Raw genomic sequence first — 22,931 nt, 5'->3', positions numbered from 1 at the left:
GGGCAAAAACAGAAGCAAGGCAATGGGGTGTGCTCCTTCAGCTTGTTCCCGAAAACAAAGGTTGCCCCATGTTACATCATCTGCAACATGGGGCTGCTTATTAGACAGACATCTTCTGTTCGATATCTTTGAGAGCAGCTTCAATAGGTTTCTTGATTGAAACTGAGACCCCAAGCGGGTTCTTCTCTAGCAAATCGATCAGCTTGTCTGAGTTCATGTGATTGTTGAGCGTTGCGATACTTGCAGAGAGCTTTTTGGCGATAGCGTCTTTCTGCTTTGCATCAGCTGCACCCCATTCCTTCAGGTTCCCAATCACGGAGTCCAGGTTCCCTTGCAGGACACTGGCAGCACCGGTGAGGGCCTGTGATGGGCCTTTGGCCTCAATGAGCTTCATTCGAGGATCATCATGAGCTCTGAGTTTTGCCATTAGACTGCCAAGTTCAGCCTCAACATTTGCACGTTGAACTGTAAAGGCTTTGATCGCAGCAAACACTTCTTGCTGGTCAACCTTCGGTGCTTTGGGAGCCTGTGCCAATAGTGCGAGAACGGCTTTCACTCCAGCCTGCGTGCCAGGATCATCGAGTGCTTTGACTGACGCCTCAACAGCAGCAAGTTGCTGTTTCAGATTGTTGTCATACTCCTCGTCCACGCCAAGAGCCCGCTCAACCTTATGCCTTAATGCAGCCAGAATGGCCGTCAGTTTGTCGCGGAGAATTTCTTCCTGAGCTGCATCTTCAGCCGCTGCGGCCGCTGCATCTTCTGCAGAAGTATCCTCGTCTTCTTCGGTATCTTCTAGATTTTCGCCGCTGGCAGCCAGCTCATCATCGGTGAAGGCTTCATCGCTACCTGCATCTTCCACCTCATCTGTTTCATGAGAGAAAGTATCCAGCAGATGATCTGGAGTCTCCGCACCTTCTTCCTCGGCGTAATCGTTATGAACCGTATTGCCGTCTTCATCTTTCACATGAATTTTGAAGTTCAGCTTTTGGCTGATAAGGAACTTACGCATCATTTTGATAAGGCCTTGGGTCGGCGGCTTACCAATACATTCGATGGTCATTTCCTTACTTTTAATAGTCACATACCCGCACATACTTTTGGGGTTCTGTGTTTGCTTTTTCACCGCGACCAAAAGCATCTTCGGCTTTTTACGCGGGTGAATCATCAAAGCGTCATCTTCCTTTGGGTTCTTGTTTGGAGAGTACGCAAAGTTGACTTGAGATTTGCGAGCCTTCTGAATGCCTGCTTTGAGCTGTTGTAGTTCTTTAGCGTCCATTGGGTGACCTCGGTGTTTGACCTTCCGACCTACTTACTAAACTTCCTTTTGTGTACTTTACATAAAACTGGTCTCGACGGTTTTAAATAAAGAGTACTGTCCGGACGTACTTCATCTGTATTGACCGTTTCAAAATCAAACATACTACACAATCTCGCGATTACTTTGATGCCCAGGAAGGTGACGTAGCTGGCGCCCGTACACATCCTTGGTCCTAATCCAAACGGAAAATAACTTCCCAGTGTCGCCTTCGCTTCCCCGCGAGAAAAGCGATCTGGATCAAACATATCCGGGTTTTCCCAGAAGGAGCGGTGGCGATGGACAACCCATGCTGATAATCACCATGGATTCCTTAGGGATGAGTGTGTCCCCCAGCGTGGTGTCTTCACGTGCGATACGGGAGAGATACAGAACAGGCGGATAAAGACGCAGAACCTCTTTAAACACATCGCGTGTGAAACGAAGTCGCGGCAAATGCTCGTAGGAGATGCGACCACAAGCGGTTACCAGCTGAACTTCGGTTCGGATGCGCTCCACAATCTCCGGACATTGCGCAAGAATATAGACTGACCAGCACAGCGCTGCGGATGTCGTTTCGTGGCTGGAGAGGAAAATGCTCGCGACCTGATCAACAAGTTGTGACTTTGTAAAACGCTTACCAGTGGAAGGAACACGCGCTTCCTGGAAGATCTGAAAGAAGTTTTGAGTGTTCGGCGGCTTGTTGTACATGTGCTCGTCGATGATCTGAGAAATCACTGCACGCACGTTCTCAGCAGTCTTCAAAGCAGCCTCAGTAAAGGCTGGCTGACCACCGCCAGAAAAGCGTTTCAGATCCAACGCAGTTCCTGCAACTTCCTCCTCATACTTCATAATGGAGTTGAAGCACTGATGCTCCAGCTGGATCTCAATGGGCTTAGAGAACACACAGCGAAAATTGACGTCAGCCACGAGGAAGTTGATTTCCTCAGCAAGTTTGATGGTCTGGCCGGTTTCGGAGTAAGTCAGCAGCCGTTCTACAAAGGAACTCAGGGCTTCCTGCAAATATCCGAATGAAATCCGAACGCTGGAGTTGGAGAAAATCGGTGCAACCATCTCATGCTGATCTTGCCAGTCAACGCCTTCGGCTGAAACGAGACCATTGTGCAGGATAGGCTTCAAAAGCTCAGCAATCCCGCCGCCTTTTGGGAAAATAGCTTGTTGTTCTTCTAAAACTCTGGACAGCAGCTTGGGCTCGTTCACAAGGAACTTGCGTGGATCATCATCATCAAACTGAAAAATCGCGCACTCGTAGAGCTCCTTAGGAATGACGCCAAGAGGGTCTGAGCTCAAATAATTGCTGAAGTTTCTCCAGCCTTCTGCGGCTTCTCCCGGATAGGGTGCTGGTGGTCGATATAATGAAATCTTGTTTTCCATTATCTACATTCATGTTGCGGCGGAAATTGGAATACTTCCGCACATTTCCCAACATCATCAGCGCGAGCCGACAGGAGAAGTAGGTGAGAACCCATGCGCAATAGTGCTTTGCGGGAATATAGAACAGCCCCCTTAGAGATTTGCTTTCGGGACTCTGCAAATTTTGTTTGATTACTAATCAAGAGAAAATACTCTGAGTAACCAATGGGTTTGGCCCTCTGAGCCGCACCCGTAAAAGCAAGCGCCATAGGGCCTTAGCGCTATTGGAGTGAGCACGAAAGCCTAGGAAAAACCGCTCGTAGGTGACGTAAGGAAATGTCTTGTAGCCTTACCTGAATCTAAAAGCAGGCAGCAAAAGCACTGGGTTACTCAGAATATGCTGGGTTTGGCGCGGCAGTGCTATTCCGCAAAATCAGACGGCAGCCGAGCTCGACGCGGCGTGCACTTCGCTCCCCATCTGGCAAGGTCAAAGCTTCTTCCAGAAGGTTTAGAGCGACGTGGCCAATCTCTTCCATCGGCACATGGATGGTTGAAAGAGATGGGCTTGAAAGCTCTCCGAATAAGGCATTGTCAAAGCCCATAACAGACACATCATTGGGAATGGAATACCCAAGGTTCTGCAAGGCCTTCATCGCACCAAGTGCGACGTTATCCGCTGAACAGAAGAAGGCAGAGTAGGGGGCTGGACCTTTGTGTTCACTCAGCCAGCGGCTGAAGTTTTCTTCCACCACATCTTGCTGGTAATCGCCCACATCGATGATGTCTGAAAGGGGGGCTTCAAGCCCGGCCTGACGGTAAGCGTCCAGAAATCCTTCCATACGCTGCTTGGCTACACGCCGGTTGCCCCAGGTCAGCAAAGCAATCCGTTTGTGGCCCAGCTGAAGCAGATGATCAGTAGCAAGCTTAGCGCCAAAGCGGTTACTCGGTGCCACGGTGTCCACGCGCATGGACTGGTCCTGACCACTCAGGATTACGGCAGCGGATGGCAGCTTGTACAGCATATCGATCAGGCACTGCCGGTCATCCTGCATCACTGCGATGCCTTGAGGTCTGTGCTTGGCGACAGCCTGAACAATGTTGTCCGGATTGATCTCATCTTCTTCTTCAATCTGAGGAATAAGGCGAATGCCGCGGCTTTGGCACTCCTTCCTGAATGCGTTCAGCATGGTCCATGCCACAAAGTTGCGGTCAGATTTTGGGAAAGCCTTTTTGGTCCCCACAAGTAGAACGGTTGAGAGCAGAGAGATGGAAGCTTTTCGTCGTCTCTTTGCCAGATATCCTGTCTCACGGGCAATGCTCAGCACACGTTCCTGCACTTCACTGCCGATAGGAGCAGAGGCGTTTAAAACATGAGACACAGTGCTGATTGAGACGTTTGCGAGTTTCGCAATCTGCTTGATACCCGTTGTCACGAGACTTCCACCATACATCAATAGGACGGGCAATTATTGAATGAAAAACTTTTCATGTGCAACGCCTACGTGCGCGCTGTTGTGTATCACTGACACCAAGCAATTGATGAATCTGTCTTATCCAATAAATCAATTTAGGTTCAGAATTGAAGCTCTATAACGATCCAAAAAGTCATAAGTAATTGAAAATATACAATATAAGTGCGAGCAATCTACTTTGTGCTGAAGTTGAGGCAGATTGGGTTATCACCTAAATGTAGTCACGAAAGCTAATCATGAAAAAATTTTCATAAAGTCGCCTTGTTGTCAAACGGTGCTCCTGTCATCTTCGCCGGGTAACTGATTGTCAACAAAGGCTGTATTCGGACTGCCAAGCGCAGTGGTGCGGGCTTGTTGCATATATGGAAGTAACTCGTTTTGCCAGGGAGGATCTGGGAAGGCGAGTTGGGGGAGAATTTGATGAAGAGCGTTACACTCACGTCGATTGCTGCTTTGACGCTGCCGTTTCTGGCCGCCAATGGCTGGGCCTATAATGAGGCACCAATGCTCAAGCAGCTGGTCGAAGCCGGTCAATTGCCACCGGTTGAAGAGCGCCTGCCGAAAAATCCACGCGTCATCCCGGTCTACGACAGCATCGGCACCTATGGCGGTGTCCTGAAGCGCGCCTTCAAAGGCCCAAGCGACCGTTGGGGACCAACCAAGCTCATGGAAGAGCGTGTGGTGGAAACCTACATGGATGGCGAGAAGAACCTGTCTCTGGTTCCGGGCTGGATCGGCGAATACTCCGTGAGTGAAGATGCCCGCGAGTTCACTTTCACAATCCGCGAAGGTCTGCGCTGGTCTGATGGGGCTCCTGTCACCACTCGTGACGTGCGCTTCTGGTATGAGGACGTGTTCCTCAACGAAGATCTGATGCCATCCATCAAGGCGCTGTACACCTCCAACGGTGTGCCAATGAAGCTGTCTTTTGCCGACGATTACACCTTCACAGTCTCCTTTGAAAAGCCTTACCCGCTATTCCTGACCGTTCTCGCCAAGGAGAGCACCGGTCGTCCGGGCCTCGATCGTCCGGGCTTCATCGAGCCGTTCCACTATCTCAAGAACTACCACCCAACTTATGCTGATCCAGCTAAGCTGGAGGCGGCCATCGCCAAGCATGGCGCGAAGAAATGGACTGATCTTTGGGATTCCAAAGGGCAGATCCAGGCATGGTGGTTCAATCCGGATATGCCGGTGCTGACCGCATGGCGCGTGAAAACACCGCCACCATCTGACACTGTGGTGATGGAGCGCAACCCTTACTATTACGGCGTGGATGCGGAAGGGAACCAGCTTCCTTACATCGACCAGATCGAGCACCGCCTGTTCCAGGACCCGGAAGCCATCAACTTCATGGCCATTCAGGGCGAAATCGACCTGCAGAACCGCCACATCAACGTGGCCGACTTCACACTCCTGAAAGAGAACGAAGCCAAGGGCGACTACACCATTGAGAAATGGACTAAGGCGCTCACATGGTCGATCATCCCGAACCTCAACTCCGCCGATAAGGTGAAGCAAGCACTGTTCGAGGATATCCGTTTCCGTGAAGCTCTGAACATCTCCGTGGATCGCGAAACCATCAACGAGCTGGCATTCTCAGGCCTTGGTGAATCCCGACAGGCCTCACCAATCTCTGGCTCACCGTTCTACGATGAAGAAGCGGAGACACGCTGGACCGAGTACGATCCGGACAAAGCCGCTGAGCTGCTGGATGCAATCGGTCTTACTGAACGTGACGATGATGGGTTCCGCCTGATGTCAGACGGTCGCCGTCTCAGCCTCGTGCTGGAAACCCGCTGGGACATTCAAGGTGAGCTTCTCGAAGTGGTTCGCACCTACTGGCAGGATGTTGGTATCGAAGTGCTTGTTCGCATCATCGACCGCACGCTCTATCAGCAGCACGTTGATACAGCTGACTTCGACATGGTTCTCGATACGTTCGATCGCTCCTCTGTCATCACCGCTGATCCGCTCCGCTTCCTTGGTCGTTATGGCTTCGCGCCAAGCTACTTCAACTGGTGGAGCACCAACGGCAAGTCAGGTGAAGAGCCACCAAAAGATCACCCGATCCGTGATGTCTGGAAGGCATGGGAGAATGCCCAGACCGCTCACAGCTTGGAAGAGGCAAATGCTTACGCTCAGAGGATGGTGACTTTGCACAAACAGTACGGCTGGCACGTGGGGCTCGTGGGTGAAACTCCAGCGGTCTATGTGCGCAAGAACAGCTTGAAAAACTTCCCTGCGGGGTTCGTCCACGACGACGCGTTACGCGGCGTTGGCCTCGCATATCCGCAGCAGCTCTATTTCTCCCAAGATTAAACTGCCTTGCGGTTGAGTTGGTGGCGGCGTTCCCGATGCCGCCACCGGCTCAATACTTCAAAGCTTCCTTGCAAGTACAACAAAACGGAAAAGGGAAATGGCAGGTTATATTGCGCATCGCCTTTTGTGGTCGATCCCGACATTGATCGTTATTACGATTGCCACATTCGTTATCATTCAGCTTCCACCTGGAGATTATGTAACGGCATACATTGCTGAACTGGTGGAAACTGGCGAAGTTATTGATGCGGAAACAGCTGCTCACATTCGTCATGAGTTTGGTCTGGATCGCCCAATGTACGAGCAGTTCCTGACCTGGATTGGCGGCATTCTGCTCCATGGTGACTTCGGACTGTCTCTTGACTGGAAACTCCCGGTTTCCGAACTGATCTGGGACCGTATCGGCCTCACACTGATGATCTCCGTGCTCTCATTGCTGATGACATGGGCGATCGCTATTCCGATCGGCGTCTATTCTGCGACCCGTCAGTACTCTTTCTTTGATCACCTCTTCACGGTTCTCGGCTTCCTCGGTCGCGGTATTCCGGACTTCCTGCTGGCCTTGGTGCTGATGTGGATGGGCTTCCTCTACTTCAACTTCCATGTTGGTGGCTTGTTCTCTCCGGAGTTTGAAAATGCTCCATGGTCCATTGCCAAGTTTGTTGATCTGCTCTCCCACCTCTGGGTGCCGGTTCTGGTGCTCTCCACCGGTGGTGCTGCTGGCCTGCTGCGTATCATGCGCGCCAACATGCTCGAAGAGCTCGGCAAACCTTACGTTGAAACCGCCTATGCGCAGGGCCTCAGCGAGCGACAGGTTGTCTGGCGCTATCCGGTTCGCGTTGCGCTCAATCCATTCATCTCAACCGTTGGCTGGGCACTGCCGGCACTCATTTCCGGCGATGTGATCACCGCTGTGGTGCTGAACCTGCCGACGACTGGTCCACTTCTTTTGCGCTCCTTGCAGAACCAGGACATGTATCTGGCCGGTGGCTTCATTCTCATACTTAGCGTCTTCACCATCATTGGCACGTTGCTTTCAGACATCCTGCTGGTGCTGACCGATCCACGCATTCGTCATTCGTGAGGCACTATGTCAGAGCAAACTCTTAGCGATCCCGCTGTTGAACCTGCTGTAGAGGTGAAGGAAAACTCCTCTTACACCGCCAAACCGCTGACGTTGATGTGGTGGCGCTTCAAAAAACACAAACTGGCCCTGTGGTCTCTGGGCGTGATCATCGTGTTGTATCTGGTTGCCGCTTTTGCAGGCTTCCTGGCGCCGTATGATCCATTCAAACACAACCGGCTGCATCCGTTCGTTCCACCGCAGTCCATCCACTTCTTCAGTGAAGATGGCACGTTTCAGGGCCCGTTTGTTTATGGCCTCAAGCGTCAGCGCGATCCAAACACCGCTCGTTTGTCTTTTGAGGAAGACACCAGCAAGATCAACCGTATCCGCTTCTTCGTGGAAGGTGACAAGTATAACTTCTGGGGCTTCATCCCAACCAAGCTGCACTTGTTTGGCGTAGAAGGGAAGCGCAATCGCATCTACATCCTTGGCACAGACAAGCTTGGGCGTGATTTGTTCTCCCGTCTGGTCTACGGCGCACGTGTCACGCTCTCTGTTGGCCTCATCGGTGTGTTTTTCTCCTTCGTAATCGGCATTACGCTCGGCAGTCTTGCAGGCCTCATTGGTGGAACAGTCGACACCATCATCCAGCGCATGGCAGAGCTTGTCCGCTCCATCCCAACCATCCCACTCTGGCTTGGTCTGGCTGCAGCGCTACCAGTGAACTGGGATCCGATCCTTGTCTATCTGCTCATCACAGTCATTCTGGCGCTGATTGGCTGGACCAACCTGGCACGCGTTGTCCGCGGTCACTTCATGACCATCCGCAATCAGGACTTCGTGCTGGCGGCCCGCCTATCAGGTGCAACCAAGACCCGCATCGTGACCCGTCATATGCTGCCATCCATGACATCCTATGTGATCGCAGCGATCTCTCTGGCGATCCCGGAAATGATCTTGGGTGAGACGGCACTGAGCTTCCTTGGTCTGGGCCTACGTCCTCCGGTCATCAGTTGGGGTGTGTTGCTTCAGGATGCTCAGAATCTGCGCTCAATCGCACTGGCTCCGTGGCTCCTCATTCCGGGCGTGGCGATTGTTGTGACAATCCTTGCTTTCAACTTCCTTGGCGATGGCTTGCGTGACGCTGCCGATCCCTACCAAAAATAAGGAGAACGGATCATGCAGGATGAAACCATTCTCGAAATCAATGATCTCAATATCTGCTTTGAGATGCGTGAGGGAACCGTCAATGCCGTCAATGGTGTCACCTTCTCGGTAAAACCGGGAGAAGTGCTTGGCATCGTAGGTGAAAGTGGCAGCGGCAAGTCTTTGAGTGCACGCTCCATCATGAACCTGCTGCCCCGCAACGCCACGGTCACCAACGGCTCCGTAAAATTTCGCAAAAATGACGGTGAAGTCGTCGACATCCTCGCTGAAAAACGCGAAAGCCGAAAGATGCGCGAGCTGCGCGGCGGCCATATTGGCATGATTTTTCAGGAGCCGATGACAGCCCTCAGCCCGGTACATTCCATCGGCAAGCAGATCATGACAACGCTGAACCTGCATACGGACCTTTCCAAAAAGGCACAGGTGGAACGAGCTGCAGATCTTCTGGCTATGGTGCAAATGCCAAAGCCAATGGAGATGCTGAAAAAGTACCCGCACCAGCTTTCCGGCGGTATGCGCCAGCGTGCCATGATCGCCATGGCACTGTCCTGTAATCCAAGCCTGTTGCTGGCGGATGAACCGACGACAGCGCTGGATGTAACCACAGAAGCGCAGATCCTCGATCTCATCATGTCCTTGCAGGATGAACTGAACATGGCGGTGATCTTCATCACCCATAACTTCGGTGTGGTGGCAGAAATCGCAGATCGCGTCTCGGTTATGTACCTGGGCAATGCGGTGGAAACGGCCTCGGTGGATGACATCTTCTATCATCCCAAACATCCGTACACCCGTGCGCTGTTGCAATCCATTCCGCGTCTGGATGGTCAAAAACGCCGCCGTCTGCAAACCATCGAAGGCATGGTGCCGGATCCATTCAACCTGCCAACAGGCTGCGTGTTCCATACCCGCTGTGCTGAGAAAATGGCAGGCAAATGCACAAGCCAGATCCCTGAGCTGACGCATTTTGAAAACGATCAGATGGCCCGCTGTCATCTCCATCAGGCATAAGAGCGATACTCCCATGACTAATTTTCATATACCTGATGATGCTCTGATCAGCGTTGAAAAGCTGCAGATGCACTTTCCCATCAAAAAGGGTTTTCTGGGCCGTGAGTTAGGCGCTGTTAAAGCCGTTGATGATGTGTCGTTTTACATCAGAAAAGGCGAGACCCTGGGCATCGTGGGCGAAAGTGGCTCCGGCAAATCCACCACGGCACGCGCCTTGCTGCGAGCCTACGAGCCAACCGGCGGCACAATCCGCTTTAAAGACCCTGAAGGCAACTGGCATGACCTGACCCACAAGAGCGAAGCAGAAATGCGCCAGCTCCGTCAGTACATGCAGATGATCTTTCAGGATCCGTATGCCTCACTCAATCCGCGCATGACGCTGTTGCAGCTGGTCAGCGAGCCGCTGGTCAACAATGGCATCACCAATAAGAGTGAGCTGGAAGATCGCGTTGCCGACTTGCTCATCAAAGTGGGCCTGCGTCCGGAAAACATGACCCGTTACCCGCATGCGTTCAGTGGTGGTCAGCGTCAGCGTATCGGCATTGCACGTGCTTTGGCTCTGAACCCGACCTTCATCGCAGCGGATGAATCCGTGTCCGCGCTGGATGTGTCCATTGCCGCGCAAACCATCAATCTGCTGCAGGATCTGCAGGAGCAGATGGGGCTTACCTATCTCTTCATCACCCACGATCTGAGTATGGTGGAGCACATCAGTGATCGCATCGGCGTGATGTATGCAGGCCGATTGGTGGAAGTGGCAGATACTGCCAGCTTCTTTGAACAGCCACTGCATCCATACTCTGAAGCGCTGCTATCTGCGATCCCGATCCCTGATCCAAAACGCGCCCGCGCCAAGAAGCGTGGTCTCGTCAAAGGGGAGGTGGCCGATCCGGCAAACCTGCCAGTGGGCTGCGCATTTGCAAGCCGGTGCCCGCATGCATCCGAGCTCTGCCACATGTCCAATCCGGAATTGACTGAAACAGCAGAAGGCCGGTTCGTCCGCTGCCATCATTCTGCTGACCTGAAGCTACAAGGGGCCAACTATGACCAATAAAAACGGAAGCCTCATTGCCTTGAGGCAGGGTCTTCAGGAAACTGACGAACTCAACCTTGCGCGTAAGTTTGCGCCAGTCCTGCGACTGGATCGATCCGAACCATGGCGTCCAACCGCGATCGGCTTCACTGTCTTTGCGGAAGCGGGTAAATCCCCAAGCAGCAAGTTTGAAATTGCACCCAAAGCTGACCGCGTCATCGAATATGCGATCTTCTGGGACTACGACATCCAGCATTTGTACGATCTGGAGCACGTCTGGTTCATTTGAACGCAGAGGATCAGGTTGTCGCTGTTGAAGCATCTCAACATGGCAAGCGTGTTGAAATGAAAAACGGCGACGTATTGCCGCTTGAAAATGGCCGCGTCACGCTTTGGGCAGAACCTGGCAAACACGCCCATTTTGCATCCCGTGATGCCATGAAAGAACGTGAAACACATACCCGTTATGAGTGCTCGTTGGGGGCGGGGTTACATGGTGTTCATATGGGGAATCCATTCTCGCAGGAGTTTGGTGAGGTCACTCCATATGAGCACCGCCTCGCACGCCTGCAAATGCAGCGTTTGGTGCTGGAGCCATCCTACGGTGAAACACTGCGCTGGGATTGTGCTGAAGGCGATCTGCTGCCGTGGGCTCGTGTTGAGAGCTGGATTCCTGAGCGTGTAAAGCATCTCATCAGCGATCTGCGTGAAACTCTACCGCATTTCAAAGCCATCTTCCTGGATTGCGGTGATACCCTCATCGATGAAGGCACTGAAATCAAAAAGGAAGGCAGCGATGTCGCTTATGGCGCTGAGCTGTTGCCACATGCCCGCGAAGCGCTGAATACGTTAGTCTCACGCGGCTATCGCCTAGCGCTCGTGGCAGATGGCCCACGAGCAACCTTCGAGAACATTCTAGGTCAGCACGATCTTTGGCATCACTTTGAAAGCCACACCATTTCAGGTGATGTGGGTGTGCTGAAGCCTGATTTCCAAATGTTTGGAACTGCAATGACATCGCTCGGACTGAGTGAAACTGATGCGCCGAACATCGTGATGGTGGGCAACAACCTTGAGCGCGACATCAAAGGTGCAAACGGTGCAGGCCACAAGAGCATCTTCCATAAGTGGACGCAGCGCCGCAACGTGGTGCCGACGGATGCCAGTGAAGAGCCAACCCGCACCATCGCCTCCCTTCATGAGCTGGTGAGCTGTATCGAGCAGATCGAACTGTCGCTCTCCTGAAACCCAGAGAAATACCCCATTTACAAGGAGTGGTTTTGTGCCAAAGACACAATTCCCCTGGCAAATCAAAAAGGGTGAGCCCTTAAGCTATTGGGAGGTCTCTGGACTGACGGAGACGCCCTTTGCTGGTGAGGCAGATACCCTGTCGGATAAGGTGAACTACACCTACATCAACGGCTTTACGGATGTGGGCGATCTGCCGTGCCGTATAGCTTTCTGGAATGACATGAAGGGCAGGGAAGTGCCATGCCCGGCAGGTGTTGAACTCACCGAAACCCGCATTCAGCCTTCGCAATCTGTGCTGGATTTCAGCGGCTTCTGGTTCTGTCCAACTCACCTGCAACGCGTCCTGCGCTGTGTGGTCAATGCCCCGGTTGCGGGCAACTATCAGTTCCGCGTCCGCACCGCTGGTGGTGCGCGTGTCTGGGCAAATGGGAAGTTCGGCTTCGCGTTTGAGCCTTTGGTGCGCAACAAGCCGCAGGAGAGCATCGAAACGCTGGCCCTGTCTGAAGGTGCTAACGAGATCCTCGTGCATCTGGAAGACATCGCTGAGCGCGATACCGTCTACTCCCTGGAGCTTATCTATGAAGGCTCTGAGGCAACAGAAGCTGACCTTCAGGTCGGTCTCAGCGCCTCCTATGATGCAAAGGCGCTCAAAGCAGCAGAAGCGTTCATCTCCAGCGTCCAGCCGGATAAGCTCTACTACTCTCAAGGCCACGTGGAGCTTCAGTTTGACGGCGCCTTGCCGGAAGACGCACAGATCCACGTTGAAACGTTGCCACTGCTCAAGCCAACGCTGGCCGGAAGCAAGAACGCCTATACCCTGCTAAAAGGCTCCAATCGCCTGATTGGTCCAAGCGTTGATGAGCTGGCTCCAGCCACCAACCTGGTGCGGGTGACTCTTGTCACGCAAGGGCTTGGCGTTGCCCGTGAGGTCGGCGTTGTCTGTCTGAAAGATCTACAGCAAGGCTCTGGTGCAACGCTGGAAGAACGCCGTGCAGAGCTCTTGGCCTCCAGCGCCCAGACAGGGGAAAGCCATCTCTCCCACGCTCTGTCAAAGCTGCATATGGGTACTGATCTGGCAACCTCTGAGAGACTGCTTTTAGAAGCTCTGAGCAAGATCTCCCGCCGTGAAGATTGTGCTGATTTTGCCTTCCTGCCACTGCTATGGATATGGAAAGACCATGCTTGGACGAAGCTTTCAGAGCAAACCTGGCGCCGTGTCCGCTCCACCATCCTTGGCTTTCGCTATTGGTTCGATGAGCCGGGCAATGATGCCATGTGGTTCTGGAGTGAAAACCACACACTCTGCTTCCACGCATCTCAGTATCTGGCGGGTTCAATGTTCCCGGAAGATCTGTTTCTCTGCTCCGGGCGCAAAGGCCAGCAACAAAAGCAGGTTGGCTATGAGCGGCTGTTGAAGTGGTTTGAAACCGTTGAGCGGGATGGTTTGGCAGAATGGAACTCCATTCCATACTACCCAATCGACTTCATCGGCCTGACAGCCTGTATCATCTGGCACCGGATGCAGACATTCGTGATCGCTCCAAAGCGCTGATGGATTCCATCTTCCAGATGATGGCGCTGCACACCCAGTCCGGCCTGCCAGCCGGCACCATGGGGCGGTGTTACGACAAGGATATCTTTGCCGGTCCAGCCAGTGAACTGGCTACACTCTGCCATTTTGCATGGGGTGATGGTTTTGTCTCCTCCGGCAACTTCGCCTCAACCATGATTGCGCTGAGTGATTACATACCGCCGGAGGAGACAGGTGCCTACGCGTCTGTTCCGCAAGGCCGTGCGCTGGAAACCAGCTACACGCAGGGCCATGAGCATGCAGGCAAGCTGAAACTCTACAAAACGTCAGAGGCGCAGCTTTCAACCGTGGTAGATCACAAAACCGGTCAGCACGGCCACCAGCAGCACGTGCAAGATGTGATGCTCGCAGGCAATCCGTATGCGCGGTTCTGGGTTAATCACCCCGGTGAAACACAGGTCTGGGGCAGTGGACGTCCATCCTATTGGTCTGGCAACGGAATCCTTCCGCGCGCCGATCAATCAGGCCCAGTCGGTCTGATGATTTTCAACGGAGCAGAAGAAGAGGCGGACTTTACCCACCTCTACGCGCCATTGCACGTGTGTGATGAGCATGAACTCACCGGCAATTGGCTCTTTGCCCGCGTCAAAGATGGTTTCACCGCCTTCTTCGCTGCAAACGGTATTGAACCACTGCAAACCGGCTGTTTTGCAGGTGTCGAGTTCCGCAGTGAAGGCCACCGCAACGCATGGTTGACTATAACCGGCTCAGCGCAAACAGAGACCTTCGCAGAGTTCAAAGCACGCCTGCTCGCCAGCAAAATCAGCTGGAATTCAGAGGCTTTGACGCTAAGTGTTGAGATCGAAGGACAAGGCTCTCTCTCCCTTAACTGGGAAGGGGATCTGAAAGCCAACGGTGAGCGCGTCAGCTTTGAAAACCTCAGCCCCGTTCCTCGTATCGGCCTCAAACGGTTGGATCAATCTTGCTCAACTCAGGAGGCAGCTCATGTTTGAAGCATCCAGACTTGAAGAAGCGCTGACCCTGACAGCAGATGGGTTCCGCAGTCTGAAGGGCATCAATGATGCTCCATCAGAGCTTGATGGTGATGGATCCATCCACTTTGATGAGTGGGACTGGGAAGTCGGCGTCGGCCTCTACGGCTTTTACAAGCATGCCTGCAAAACAGGTGATGAGCGTATGAAGCGCAATCTGGCCAGCTGGTACGACATGCAGATCGCGCGCGGCCTGCCACCGCGCCAGATCAACTCCACAGCGCCCATGTTGTGCCTGGCCTTACTGGCGCGGGAAACCAACAACGAGCGCTGGAAGCAGATCGTGACCGACTGGGCCGAATGGCTGGTCAACGATATGCCGAAGACTGTTGATGAGGGCTTCCAGCATCTCGTCAAGGAACGCGAAAATGACGGTCAGCTCTGGGATGACACGCTCTTCATGGCAGGCCTGTTCATGGGCGTGGCTGGGGATTGGCTGGATCGTCCGGACTGGGTGGAAGAAGCCTATTACCAGTTTCTGGTCCATGGCCGGTATCTGTCAGATCCGGTGAGCGGCCTCTGGTATCATGGCTGGACATTCCTTGGAAACCACAACTACGCTGAAGCCTTCTGGGCGCGCGGCAATGCGTGGATCACCATCGCTGTGCCGGAACTGTTTGAGCTCGTCGGCGAACGCTATGGCCCTGCTGCCCGGCAGATTAAAGCGCTCTATCGCCGTCAGGTGGAAGCTTTGCTGCCGCTTCAGTTGGAAGATGGCATGTGGCCAACTCTGCTGGACCAGCCAGACTCTCCGCCGGAAACCTCTGCAACCGCTGGCTTTGCCTATGGTCTGCTGCGAGGTGTGAGAACGGGAATTCTGCCAGAAAGCTATCTGCAACCTGCGCTCAAAGCAGCTTCTGCTGTGCTGGAGCGGATAGATGCGGCTGGGATTGTTCAGGAAGTCTCTGACGGAACCGCTATGGGGCATGATTTTGAGTTCTACCGGAACATTCCGAACACCCCCACACCATACGGGCAGGCTCTGGCAAGCCTTCTTTTGATTGAACTTCTTGCTGCTAAGGAAATTTTGCAAGATGTCGCTTAATACACACCATGTCACTGTCACAGACGGCGAAAAAGACATAACGCAGGCCGTCCAGCAAGCGATTGACGCAGTTCATGCTGCTGGTGGTGGTCAAGTCGTGCTGCCAAGAGGGCAGTGGGTCTCAAAGGCCTTAAAACTCAAATCCTTTGTTGATCTGCACCTGCCAACCGGCTGCGAACTTTCCTGTTCAACCGACTACGCAGACTATGAAGCGGGCAAGGTCTCCGTCATTGCGGAAGATTCTGACCGTGCTTTCATCACAGCGCGCGATCAGCAAGGCATCTCCATTTCCGGCAGCGGAACCATCCACGGTCACAGCGATAAATGGTGCGGTCGTGATGGGCTCTTTGAAGGCACGTTCTGGCCGAAGATGCTACGCCCGCGTATCGTCGTCTTCGAAAACTGCAAAGACATCAGCCTCACAGGCATTTCCATTGTAGAAGCGCCCATGTGGACCATCCACTTGATCGCCTGCCATCAGGTGAAGGTGGAAAGCCTGCGCATTCTCAATGACATGCGCATGCCAAACACAGACGGCGTCAACTTCGACAGCTGCACCGATGCCTCCATCTTCAACTGTGTGATCCGCGCAGCCGATGACGCGGTCTGCGTGAAAACCTGCCGCAAGGAAGATGAAAGCCTCAACGGTCCGGCTGAGCGGATCATCGTCAGCAACTCCATCTTGTCCTCCAAGTCCTGCGCCCTGAAAATCGGCACAGAAACCTATCAGGATGTGCGCGACGTGCTGTTCACCACCTGCACAATCACCGAGTCCAACCGTGCATTCGGTATCTTCTCCCGTGATGGCGGCGATATCGAACGCATCCGCTTCTCCAACTGTACTGTACAGTGTGAGCAGACACCGGATGGGTTCTGGGGCAGCGGTGAAGCAATCACCATCAACGCCCTGCCACGTGTTGCAGGCGATGTGCCGGGCTATGTGCGCGATGTAGCTGCAGAAGGCATCACAGGCCGTGCGCAGGGGGCGATCAACATCGTTGGTCACGAAACCCAGCAGATTGAGAACGTCACCCTAAGCAACATCCAGCTTTCATTGGAAGCAGGCAAGTTCCCGGATGCTTACTATCTGGACCTGCGCCCAAGCCCGCATGATGTAAACCTGCTCGATAATCCAGAGCAGGGGCGCCGGAACGCGTGGGTTAAAAACGAAGCTGGTCAGATCCTCGGCCTGGAGCCGTACCCGAACGGATTGCCGGGCCTCTGGCTGGATCAGGCCAACAATATCACCTGCAACGATGTTGTGATCCATCGGCCTGAAACGCTGCCGAAAGGCTGGTCTGAACAGGAGACCGAGCTCGGCCACGTAACCAACGTTTGCTTCAGCAAACCTGCAAGTTCTCTTAGTGCTGTTTAGGAATAAGACATATGCTGAATCAGTTTGATTTGAATGGAAAAACTGCAATCGTAACGGGCTGTGACACTGGTCTGGGTCAGGCCATGGCTGTAGGGCTCGCCAAAGCTGGCTGCGATATCGTTGGCGTCAATGTGGTGGAGCCAAAAGACACCATTGCCGTTATGGCCGAAACAGGGCGCAAATTCTTTGATCTGCGCGCAGACCTGAGTAATAAAGAGGCTCTTCCGGGTGTTGTCGCTGATGCTGTTGCGGCCACAGGTAAGGTCGATATTCTGGTCAACAACGCTGGCATCATCCGCCGCGAAGATGCGCTGGACTTCTCTGAGGATGACTGGGACGCGGTGATGAATCTCAACATCCGCTCGCTCTTCTTCCTCTCCCAGCTGGTAGCAAAGCAGTTCGTCAAGCAAGGCAATGGCGGCAAAATCATCAACGTCGCCTCCATGCTCTCTTATCAGGGCGGCATTCGCGTTCCATCCTACACCGCCTCCAAAAGCGCTGTGTTGGGCCTGACCCGCGCGCTGGCGAATGAGTGGGCAAAGCACGGCATCAACGTCAACGCGATTGCGCCGGGTTACATGGCAACCAACAACACCGCAGCCCTGCGTGCTGATGCTGACCGCAATCAGGCCATTCTGGAACGTATTCCGGCAGAGCGTTGGGGTGAACCGGGTGACGTGGCTGGTCCATGTGTGTTCCTGGCCTCTGAAGCGGCGTCCTACGTCAATGGCTTCACGCTGGCCGTCGATGGTGGCTGCTCGCCCGCTAACTGAACTACAAAACCAAAAACAAAGAACGCGCAGTTGAACTACTGGGCGCACGGAGATCTGCGCCCAATCGCCGAATTTTAGGAGATTATCATGGAAGTCAGACAGGCAATTCACAGCGAGCACGCCAAAACATTGGACACAGAAGCCTACGCCGCGAGTTCCTCATCGAAAGCATCTTTGCTACCGATGAAATCACCATGACCTACAGCCACGTGGACCGCATCATTGTGGGCGGTGTCATGCCGGTGAATACGGAAGTCGTACTGGAAGCAGACTACGGTAAGAAGCTGGGCGTTTCTTACTTCCTGGAACGCCGCGAAATCGGCTTCATCAACGTGGGCGGCCCGGCTGTCATTACCGTTGATGGTGAAGGCTATGAGATCGCTCAGGAAGAAGCGCTTTACGTCGGCATGGGCGCGAAAGACGTCTCCTTCAAGAGCGTTGATAAGCAGAACCCGGCCAAGCTTTACTACAACTGCGCTCCGGCTCACAAAACTTACCCGAACAAGAAGGTGACCTTGGCAGAAGCTTCACCGGTCACTCTGGGCGATGCTGAAAACTGCAATGAGCGCACCATCAACAAGTACTTCGTGCCAGATGTGCTACCAACCTGCCAGCTGCTGATGGGCATGACTAAACTGCATCAGGGTTCTATCTGGAACACCATGCCAGCGCACACGCATGATCGTCGCATGGAAGTGTATTTCTATTTCAACATGAATGACGATGCAGCCGTTGTGCACCTGATGGGGGAACCACAGGAAACTCGCCATCTGTTCGTTCACAATGAGCAGGCGGTGATCTCACCAAGCTGGTCCATCCATAGCGGTGTCGGCACCCAGTCCTACACCTTCATCTGGGGCATGACCGGTGAAAATCAGGAGTTCACCGACATGGATCACATCGCGGTGCCTGATCTGAAATAATCATCAATTGATCCGATGAAATCCAACGAGCCTCGCTTCGAAAGAAGCGGGGTTTTTTGCTGTGTGGGCAGGTGAGGGACCACATATCCCCAAAAACTCAGAGTGATAAAACAGGCGCAAATTGTCTCAGTGGTACATCTGAGCGCTGCCGTCACAGTCATCTGCAGACCAAAATCTGATCCGCAATAAATCCATATAACCTCTGATATTTTTGCCGATCCAGCTGAACGGACAGGGCACCCATGCATTCAGTATGCCTGAAATGAGCTGGAATAATTCCAGGAAATGACTTACGCAAACGTTTGCGCAAACGGTTGCGTAACTCATGCGCGCCTGTTAACGTCTCTTCAATCGAGACAACGCGGAGGACTTGCTGCAATGAAGAAGGGCGTACTTTTAAACGCTCCGGTCTCTAGCATTATCTCTCATATGGGCCATGGGGATGGTCTTTGTGTTGGAGATGCCGGGCTCCCAATTTCCAAGGATGTCGAGCGTATCGACCTTGCAATTACAAAGGGCCTGCCGGGCATGCTGGAAACAGCAAGCGCGATCACAGCTGAGATGCAGGTGGAGCGGGTTGTAATTGCTGAAGAGCTGATCGAACAGCAGCCAGCCTATCATTTGCGTTTGCGCTCGCTGATTGCCGAAATCGCAAAGTGTCAGGGCACCAACGTAGAGACCACAACTGTCTCTCATGAGGAATTTAAGGCATTAACGGGCAAATGCCGGGCCGTGGTGCGCACGGGAGAATGCACACCCTACGCCAATGTGATTTTCTATTCAGGCGTGACGTTCTGAGGAAAGTCTACAAAACCATTCGGGCTTTGGGAGAGGACACCCAGTGACAACCCTTCTTCAACTTCAGGGAATTGAAAAATCCTTCTCCGGGATCAACGTGCTCAAATCCGTTGATCTGACCATCCGTGCCGGGCGTGTTGTGGCTCTGGCCGGTGAAAACGGAGCCGGCAAATCAACCCTGATGAAAATCATATCAGGCATCTATCAGCGTGATGCGGGTAAAGTGGTCTACAAGGGCAAGGAAGTAGAGTTCACCACCGCGCGTCAGTCCATGGATGCCGGAATTGGCATTATTCACCAAGAACTTAATTTGCTTCCTGAACTCTCCGTCGCAGAGAATATCTATCTGGGCCGTGAACCGACCAAACTGGGCAAGATCCAGTGGGATGTGATTGAACGGGAAAGCAAAAAATACCTCGCACAACTGAAGCAGGATATTGATCCCAAAACCCCATTGGGCAGGCTTTCCATCGCGCAGCAGCAAATGGTTGAGATCGCAAAAGCGCTCTCGCTGAATGCTGAAGTGATCATCATGGATGAGCCAACCGACGCGCTCACCGATATTGAGACAGCAATCCTGTTCGAAGTCGTCGATGAGCTACGCGCTCAGGGAAAAGGCCTTGTCTTCATCTCACACCGTCTGGGTGAAATCTTCCAGATGTGTGACGACATCGCCATTCTGCGTGACGGTGAAATGGTCCATCAGGCCCCGTTGCAGAGATCACCGAAGACGACCTGATCCGCCACATGGTGGGCCGCGAACTTTCTGATCAGTACCCATTTGTGCCAGCTGTTCCGGGCGATGTACGCATCGAAGTTGAAAAGCTTTCCGCACATGGTGCCAAGGAAATCTCCTTCACAGCCCATGCGGGTGAAGTGGTTGGCTTTGCAGGCCTCGTTGGGGCAGGGCGAACAGAGCTGGCAAAGGCCATCTTTGGCGCCAACCCAATCAAAAGCGGTGCAGTCAAAATCGACGGCAAAGAGATCCGCCTCAGATCTCCGCAGGACGGTGTAAAAGCGCAAATCGGCTACGTCACCGAAGACCGCAAGCAGGAAGGGCTCGTTCAGTCTCAGGAGCTGGGCTCCAACATGTCCCTCACAGGACTGGACCGGTTCTGCAACGCATTCGGCTTCGTCAACAAAGCCTCTGAAGCGGTCACCATCAGCGAGTACATCGAAGCCTTCGCCATCAAGACCAGAGATGCAAACACCATCATCTCCAACCTGTCCGGTGGCAACCAGCAGAAGGTCTCCATCGCCAAGTCACTGGTGCCGGAGCCAAAGGTTCTCATCCTTGATGAACCAACACGCGGGGTGGATGTTGGCGCAAAACGCGAAATCTACACGCTGATCAACAAGCTGAAGGCAGAGGGCCTTTGCATCCTGCTGATCTCCTCCGACATGCCAGAGCTTCTGGGCATCTCTGATCGCATCCTCGTCTTGTCCAGCGGCAAGCTGACCGGATCGTTCGACAGAGACGAAGCCACACAAGAAAACATTATGCGCTGCGCCGTTGCAGGCCAAACAAACGGGTAAAACAGATGAAGCTCAACGACTTTATCAGTGAAAATAAGTCTCTGATTGGCCTGATTATCCTGATGGCCGCAGTGTCCTTCGCCAACGCCAACTTCCTCGGCGTTGACAACATGCTCAACATCCTGCGTCAAACCTCGATCAACGCCGTTATCGCCATGGGCATGACCTTCGTGATCCTGACAGCGGGCATCGATCTGGCGGTTGGCTCCATTCTGGCCTTCGCAGGCGCGATCTGCGCAAGCCTTATCGGCATGGATACACCGCTTGTGATCGCGCTGTTCATCACCATCATGGTGGGTGCGGGCCTTGGTGCCACCAGCGGTGTGATCATCAGCTACTTCAACGTCCAGCCATTCATCGCAACTCTGGTCGGCATGACCATGATCCGCGGCGCGACGCTGGTCTATACACAAGGTCGCCCAATCTCCACCGGCTACTTTGATGTGGCTGAAAGCTTTTACCAGTTTGGCGGCGGTTACATCTTCGGTATTCCGAACCCGGTGATCCTGATGGTCGTTATCTTTGCGATCTGCTGGTTCATCCTCAGCCAGACCCGTTTCGGTCGTTACGTTTACGCCATTGGCGGCAATGAGAACGTGGCGCGCCTGTCTGGCATCAACGTCAAAAAAGTCAAAATTCTTGTCTACGCCCTCAGCGGTGCGCTCGCAGCACTGGCAGGCATCATCCTGACAGCACGTCTTGAATCTGCACAGCCAACAGCTGGTCTTGGTTACGAGCTCGACGCGATTGCAGCGGTGGTTCTTGGTGGCACCAGCCTCGCTGGCGGCAAAGGCCGGATCTTCGGCACCATTATTGGTGCCTTATCATCGGTGTGTTGAATAACGCACTGAATATTATGGATGTTTCATCCTACTACCAGATGATCGCAAAAGGTGCGGTTATCCTTCTGGCGGTTGTCGTCGACAGCCGTGGCAAATCAAACGCGTGAGCAAACAAACTGAACCTCGGGAGGTTTCTATGAAAAAACTAGTGAGTTTGGCAGCAGGTGCTGCTCTTCTTCTCGGCTCCACAGCAGTTTCCATGGCACAGGACACATTGGCTCTGGTCGTGTCCACACTGAACAATCCGTTCTTTGTGACCCTGAAAGAAGGTGCAGAAGCTCGCGCAAATGAGCTTGGCTACAAAATCGTTGTTCTCGACAGCCAGAACGATCCGGCTAAAGAGCTGGCAAACGTAGAAGACGTTCTCAGCAAAAACGTTGCTCTGCTGATGATCAACCCAACTGACTCTGATGCAGTTTCCAGCTCCATCCGTGCTGCAAACCGCAAGGATGTTCCGGTTGTTACCCTCGACCGTGGCGCCGCACGCGGTAAAGTGGTTTCCCACGTTGCGTCTGACAACATCCTCGGCGGTGAAATGGCTGGTGAGCTGATCGTTGAAACCCTGCGCGGTAGCGGCAAAATCGTTGAGCTGGAAGGTGTTCCAGGTACTTCTGCAGCACGTGACCGTGGCACAGGCTTCAAAAAAGCAATGCACGGCGCATCCGGCATCGAACTGGTTGCAGTTCAGCCAGCTGACTTTGACCGCACCAAAGGCCTGAACGTGATGGAAAACATCCTGCAGGCACAGCCAGAAATCGATGCAGTGTTCGCACACAATGATGAAATGGCTCTGGGCGCAATCAAAGCGATTGAAGCTGCAAACCGCGACATCATCGTCGTTGGCTTCGACGGCACCGACGACGGCGTAAAAGCTGTTGAAGAAGGCGCAATGCTGGCAACTGTTGCTCAGCAGGCTGGCATGATCGGTTCCATCGGCGTAGACACTGCGGATAAAGTCCTTAAAGGTGAAAAAGTCGACGCGTACACTCCAGTTGCGCTGAAACTTGTAACCAAGTAAGTGCAAGTAATCTGAATAAAATCGGGTTTGGCGTAAGCGCCAGGCCCG

Annotated in this window: 19 protein-coding genes and 2 pseudogenes; 18 read left to right on the top strand and 3 right to left on the bottom strand. The window is 53.4% G+C overall.

What is annotated here, in order from left to right; translation table 11 throughout:
- Positions 1 to 100: 100 nt before the first annotated feature.
- The 3 genes and pseudogenes from JCM12308_RS00565 to JCM12308_RS00550 all read right to left on the bottom strand — a co-directional run bounded on the left by JCM12308_RS00565 (position 101) and on the right by JCM12308_RS00550 (position 4,101).
- Complete coding sequence (locus tag JCM12308_RS00565; RefSeq protein WP_054782546.1) at positions 101 to 1,276, bottom strand: hypothetical protein; 1,176 nt, start codon at positions 1,274 to 1,276, stop codon at positions 101 to 103.
- A gap of 29 nt (positions 1,277 to 1,305) precedes the next feature.
- Positions 1,306 to 2,689 (bottom strand): annotated as a pseudogene (locus JCM12308_RS00560) (cytochrome P450).
- 365 nt (positions 2,690 to 3,054) lie between these two features.
- Positions 3,055 to 4,101 carry a LacI family DNA-binding transcriptional regulator gene (locus tag JCM12308_RS00550; RefSeq protein ID WP_208608687.1) on the bottom strand — a complete coding sequence of 349 codons (1,047 nt, stop codon included), beginning with the start codon at positions 4,099 to 4,101 and terminating at the stop codon, positions 3,055 to 3,057.
- A 459-nt stretch (positions 4,102 to 4,560) separates the two neighbouring features.
- On the opposite strand from JCM12308_RS00550, the gene JCM12308_RS00545 reads away from it, so the two are divergent.
- The 18 genes and pseudogenes from JCM12308_RS00545 to rbsB all read left to right on the top strand — a co-directional run bounded on the left by JCM12308_RS00545 (position 4,561) and on the right by rbsB (position 22,883).
- Positions 4,561 to 6,462 carry an ABC transporter substrate-binding protein gene (locus JCM12308_RS00545; RefSeq protein WP_054782544.1) on the top strand — a complete coding sequence of 634 codons (1,902 nt, stop codon included), beginning with the start codon at positions 4,561 to 4,563 and terminating at the stop codon, positions 6,460 to 6,462.
- Between the two features lie 97 nt (positions 6,463 to 6,559).
- Positions 6,560 to 7,546: an ABC transporter permease gene (locus tag JCM12308_RS00540; protein WP_008546926.1), complete on the top strand. Its 987-nt coding sequence runs from the start codon at positions 6,560 to 6,562 to the stop codon at positions 7,544 to 7,546.
- Positions 7,547 to 7,552: 6 nt separating this feature from the next.
- Entirely contained in the window at positions 7,553 to 8,695 is a 1,143-nt protein-coding gene (locus JCM12308_RS00535; protein ID WP_054782543.1) for an ABC transporter permease, read from the top strand.
- Positions 8,696 to 8,707: 12 nt separating this feature from the next.
- Positions 8,708 to 9,706, top strand: a complete 999-nt coding sequence (locus JCM12308_RS00530) for an ABC transporter ATP-binding protein (protein WP_054782542.1) — start codon at positions 8,708 to 8,710, stop codon at positions 9,704 to 9,706.
- Between the two features lie 13 nt (positions 9,707 to 9,719).
- Positions 9,720 to 10,760 (top strand): ABC transporter ATP-binding protein, encoded by a 1,041-nt coding sequence (locus JCM12308_RS00525; protein WP_054782541.1) that lies wholly within the window; start codon positions 9,720 to 9,722, stop codon positions 10,758 to 10,760.
- Positions 10,750 to 11,028 (top strand): hypothetical protein, encoded by a 279-nt coding sequence (locus JCM12308_RS28645; protein ID WP_208978132.1) that lies wholly within the window; start codon positions 10,750 to 10,752, stop codon positions 11,026 to 11,028. The genes JCM12308_RS00525 and JCM12308_RS28645 overlap by 11 nt, the downstream gene beginning before the upstream one ends.
- The gene (locus JCM12308_RS00520) at positions 11,025 to 11,984 is read left to right on the top strand and encodes an HAD family hydrolase (RefSeq protein ID WP_208978131.1); all 960 of its coding nucleotides are present in this window, start codon (positions 11,025 to 11,027) and stop codon (positions 11,982 to 11,984) included. The genes JCM12308_RS28645 and JCM12308_RS00520 overlap by 4 nt, the downstream gene beginning before the upstream one ends.
- 37 nt (positions 11,985 to 12,021) lie before the next feature.
- On the top strand, positions 12,022 to 13,542 hold the full coding sequence (locus tag JCM12308_RS00515; protein WP_054782540.1) for a hypothetical protein: 1,521 nt from the start codon (positions 12,022 to 12,024) through the stop codon (positions 13,540 to 13,542).
- Entirely contained in the window at positions 13,443 to 14,534 is a 1,092-nt protein-coding gene (locus JCM12308_RS00510) for a hypothetical protein (protein WP_128647294.1), read from the top strand. Before JCM12308_RS00515 ends, JCM12308_RS00510 begins: the two co-directional genes overlap by 100 nt.
- Entirely contained in the window at positions 14,527 to 15,618 is a 1,092-nt protein-coding gene (gene bglB, locus JCM12308_RS00505) for a beta-galactosidase BglB (RefSeq protein ID WP_054782538.1), read from the top strand. Before JCM12308_RS00510 ends, bglB begins: the two co-directional genes overlap by 8 nt.
- Positions 15,608 to 16,993 (top strand): glycoside hydrolase family 28 protein, encoded by a 1,386-nt coding sequence (locus tag JCM12308_RS00500; protein WP_054782537.1) that lies wholly within the window; start codon positions 15,608 to 15,610, stop codon positions 16,991 to 16,993. Before bglB ends, JCM12308_RS00500 begins: the two co-directional genes overlap by 11 nt.
- An 11-nt stretch (positions 16,994 to 17,004) precedes the next feature.
- Complete coding sequence (gene kduD / locus JCM12308_RS00495; RefSeq protein ID WP_054782536.1) at positions 17,005 to 17,766, top strand: 2-dehydro-3-deoxy-D-gluconate 5-dehydrogenase KduD; 762 nt, start codon at positions 17,005 to 17,007, stop codon at positions 17,764 to 17,766.
- 87 nt (positions 17,767 to 17,853) lie between these two features.
- Positions 17,854 to 18,689 (top strand): annotated as a pseudogene (kduI, locus tag JCM12308_RS00490) (5-dehydro-4-deoxy-D-glucuronate isomerase).
- A gap of 378 nt (positions 18,690 to 19,067) precedes the next feature.
- Complete coding sequence (gene rbsD / locus JCM12308_RS00485) at positions 19,068 to 19,487, top strand: D-ribose pyranase (protein ID WP_008546674.1); 420 nt, start codon at positions 19,068 to 19,070, stop codon at positions 19,485 to 19,487.
- A gap of 43 nt (positions 19,488 to 19,530) precedes the next feature.
- Complete coding sequence (locus JCM12308_RS28640; protein ID WP_208978130.1) at positions 19,531 to 20,226, top strand: ATP-binding cassette domain-containing protein; 696 nt, start codon at positions 19,531 to 19,533, stop codon at positions 20,224 to 20,226.
- An 8-nt stretch (positions 20,227 to 20,234) separates the two neighbouring features.
- Entirely contained in the window at positions 20,235 to 21,023 is a 789-nt protein-coding gene (locus JCM12308_RS28635; RefSeq protein WP_208978129.1) for an ATP-binding cassette domain-containing protein, read from the top strand.
- A gap of 5 nt (positions 21,024 to 21,028) precedes the next feature.
- A complete protein-coding gene (locus JCM12308_RS00475) occupies positions 21,029 to 21,862 on the top strand; it encodes an ABC transporter permease subunit (protein ID WP_208978128.1) in 834 nt (277 codons plus the stop codon).
- 139 nt (positions 21,863 to 22,001) lie between these two features.
- Positions 22,002 to 22,883, top strand: a complete 882-nt coding sequence (gene rbsB / locus JCM12308_RS00470; protein WP_008546486.1) for a ribose ABC transporter substrate-binding protein RbsB — start codon at positions 22,002 to 22,004, stop codon at positions 22,881 to 22,883.
- Positions 22,884 to 22,931 lie beyond the last annotated feature (48 nt).

This window comes from Pseudovibrio denitrificans JCM 12308 (genome assembly GCF_001310815.1).
Taxonomy (GTDB): domain Bacteria; phylum Pseudomonadota; class Alphaproteobacteria; order Rhizobiales; family Stappiaceae; genus Pseudovibrio; species Pseudovibrio denitrificans.
The sequence above is the reverse complement of the archived record's forward strand: the minus strand, read 5'-3'. Positions and strand labels throughout refer to the sequence as shown.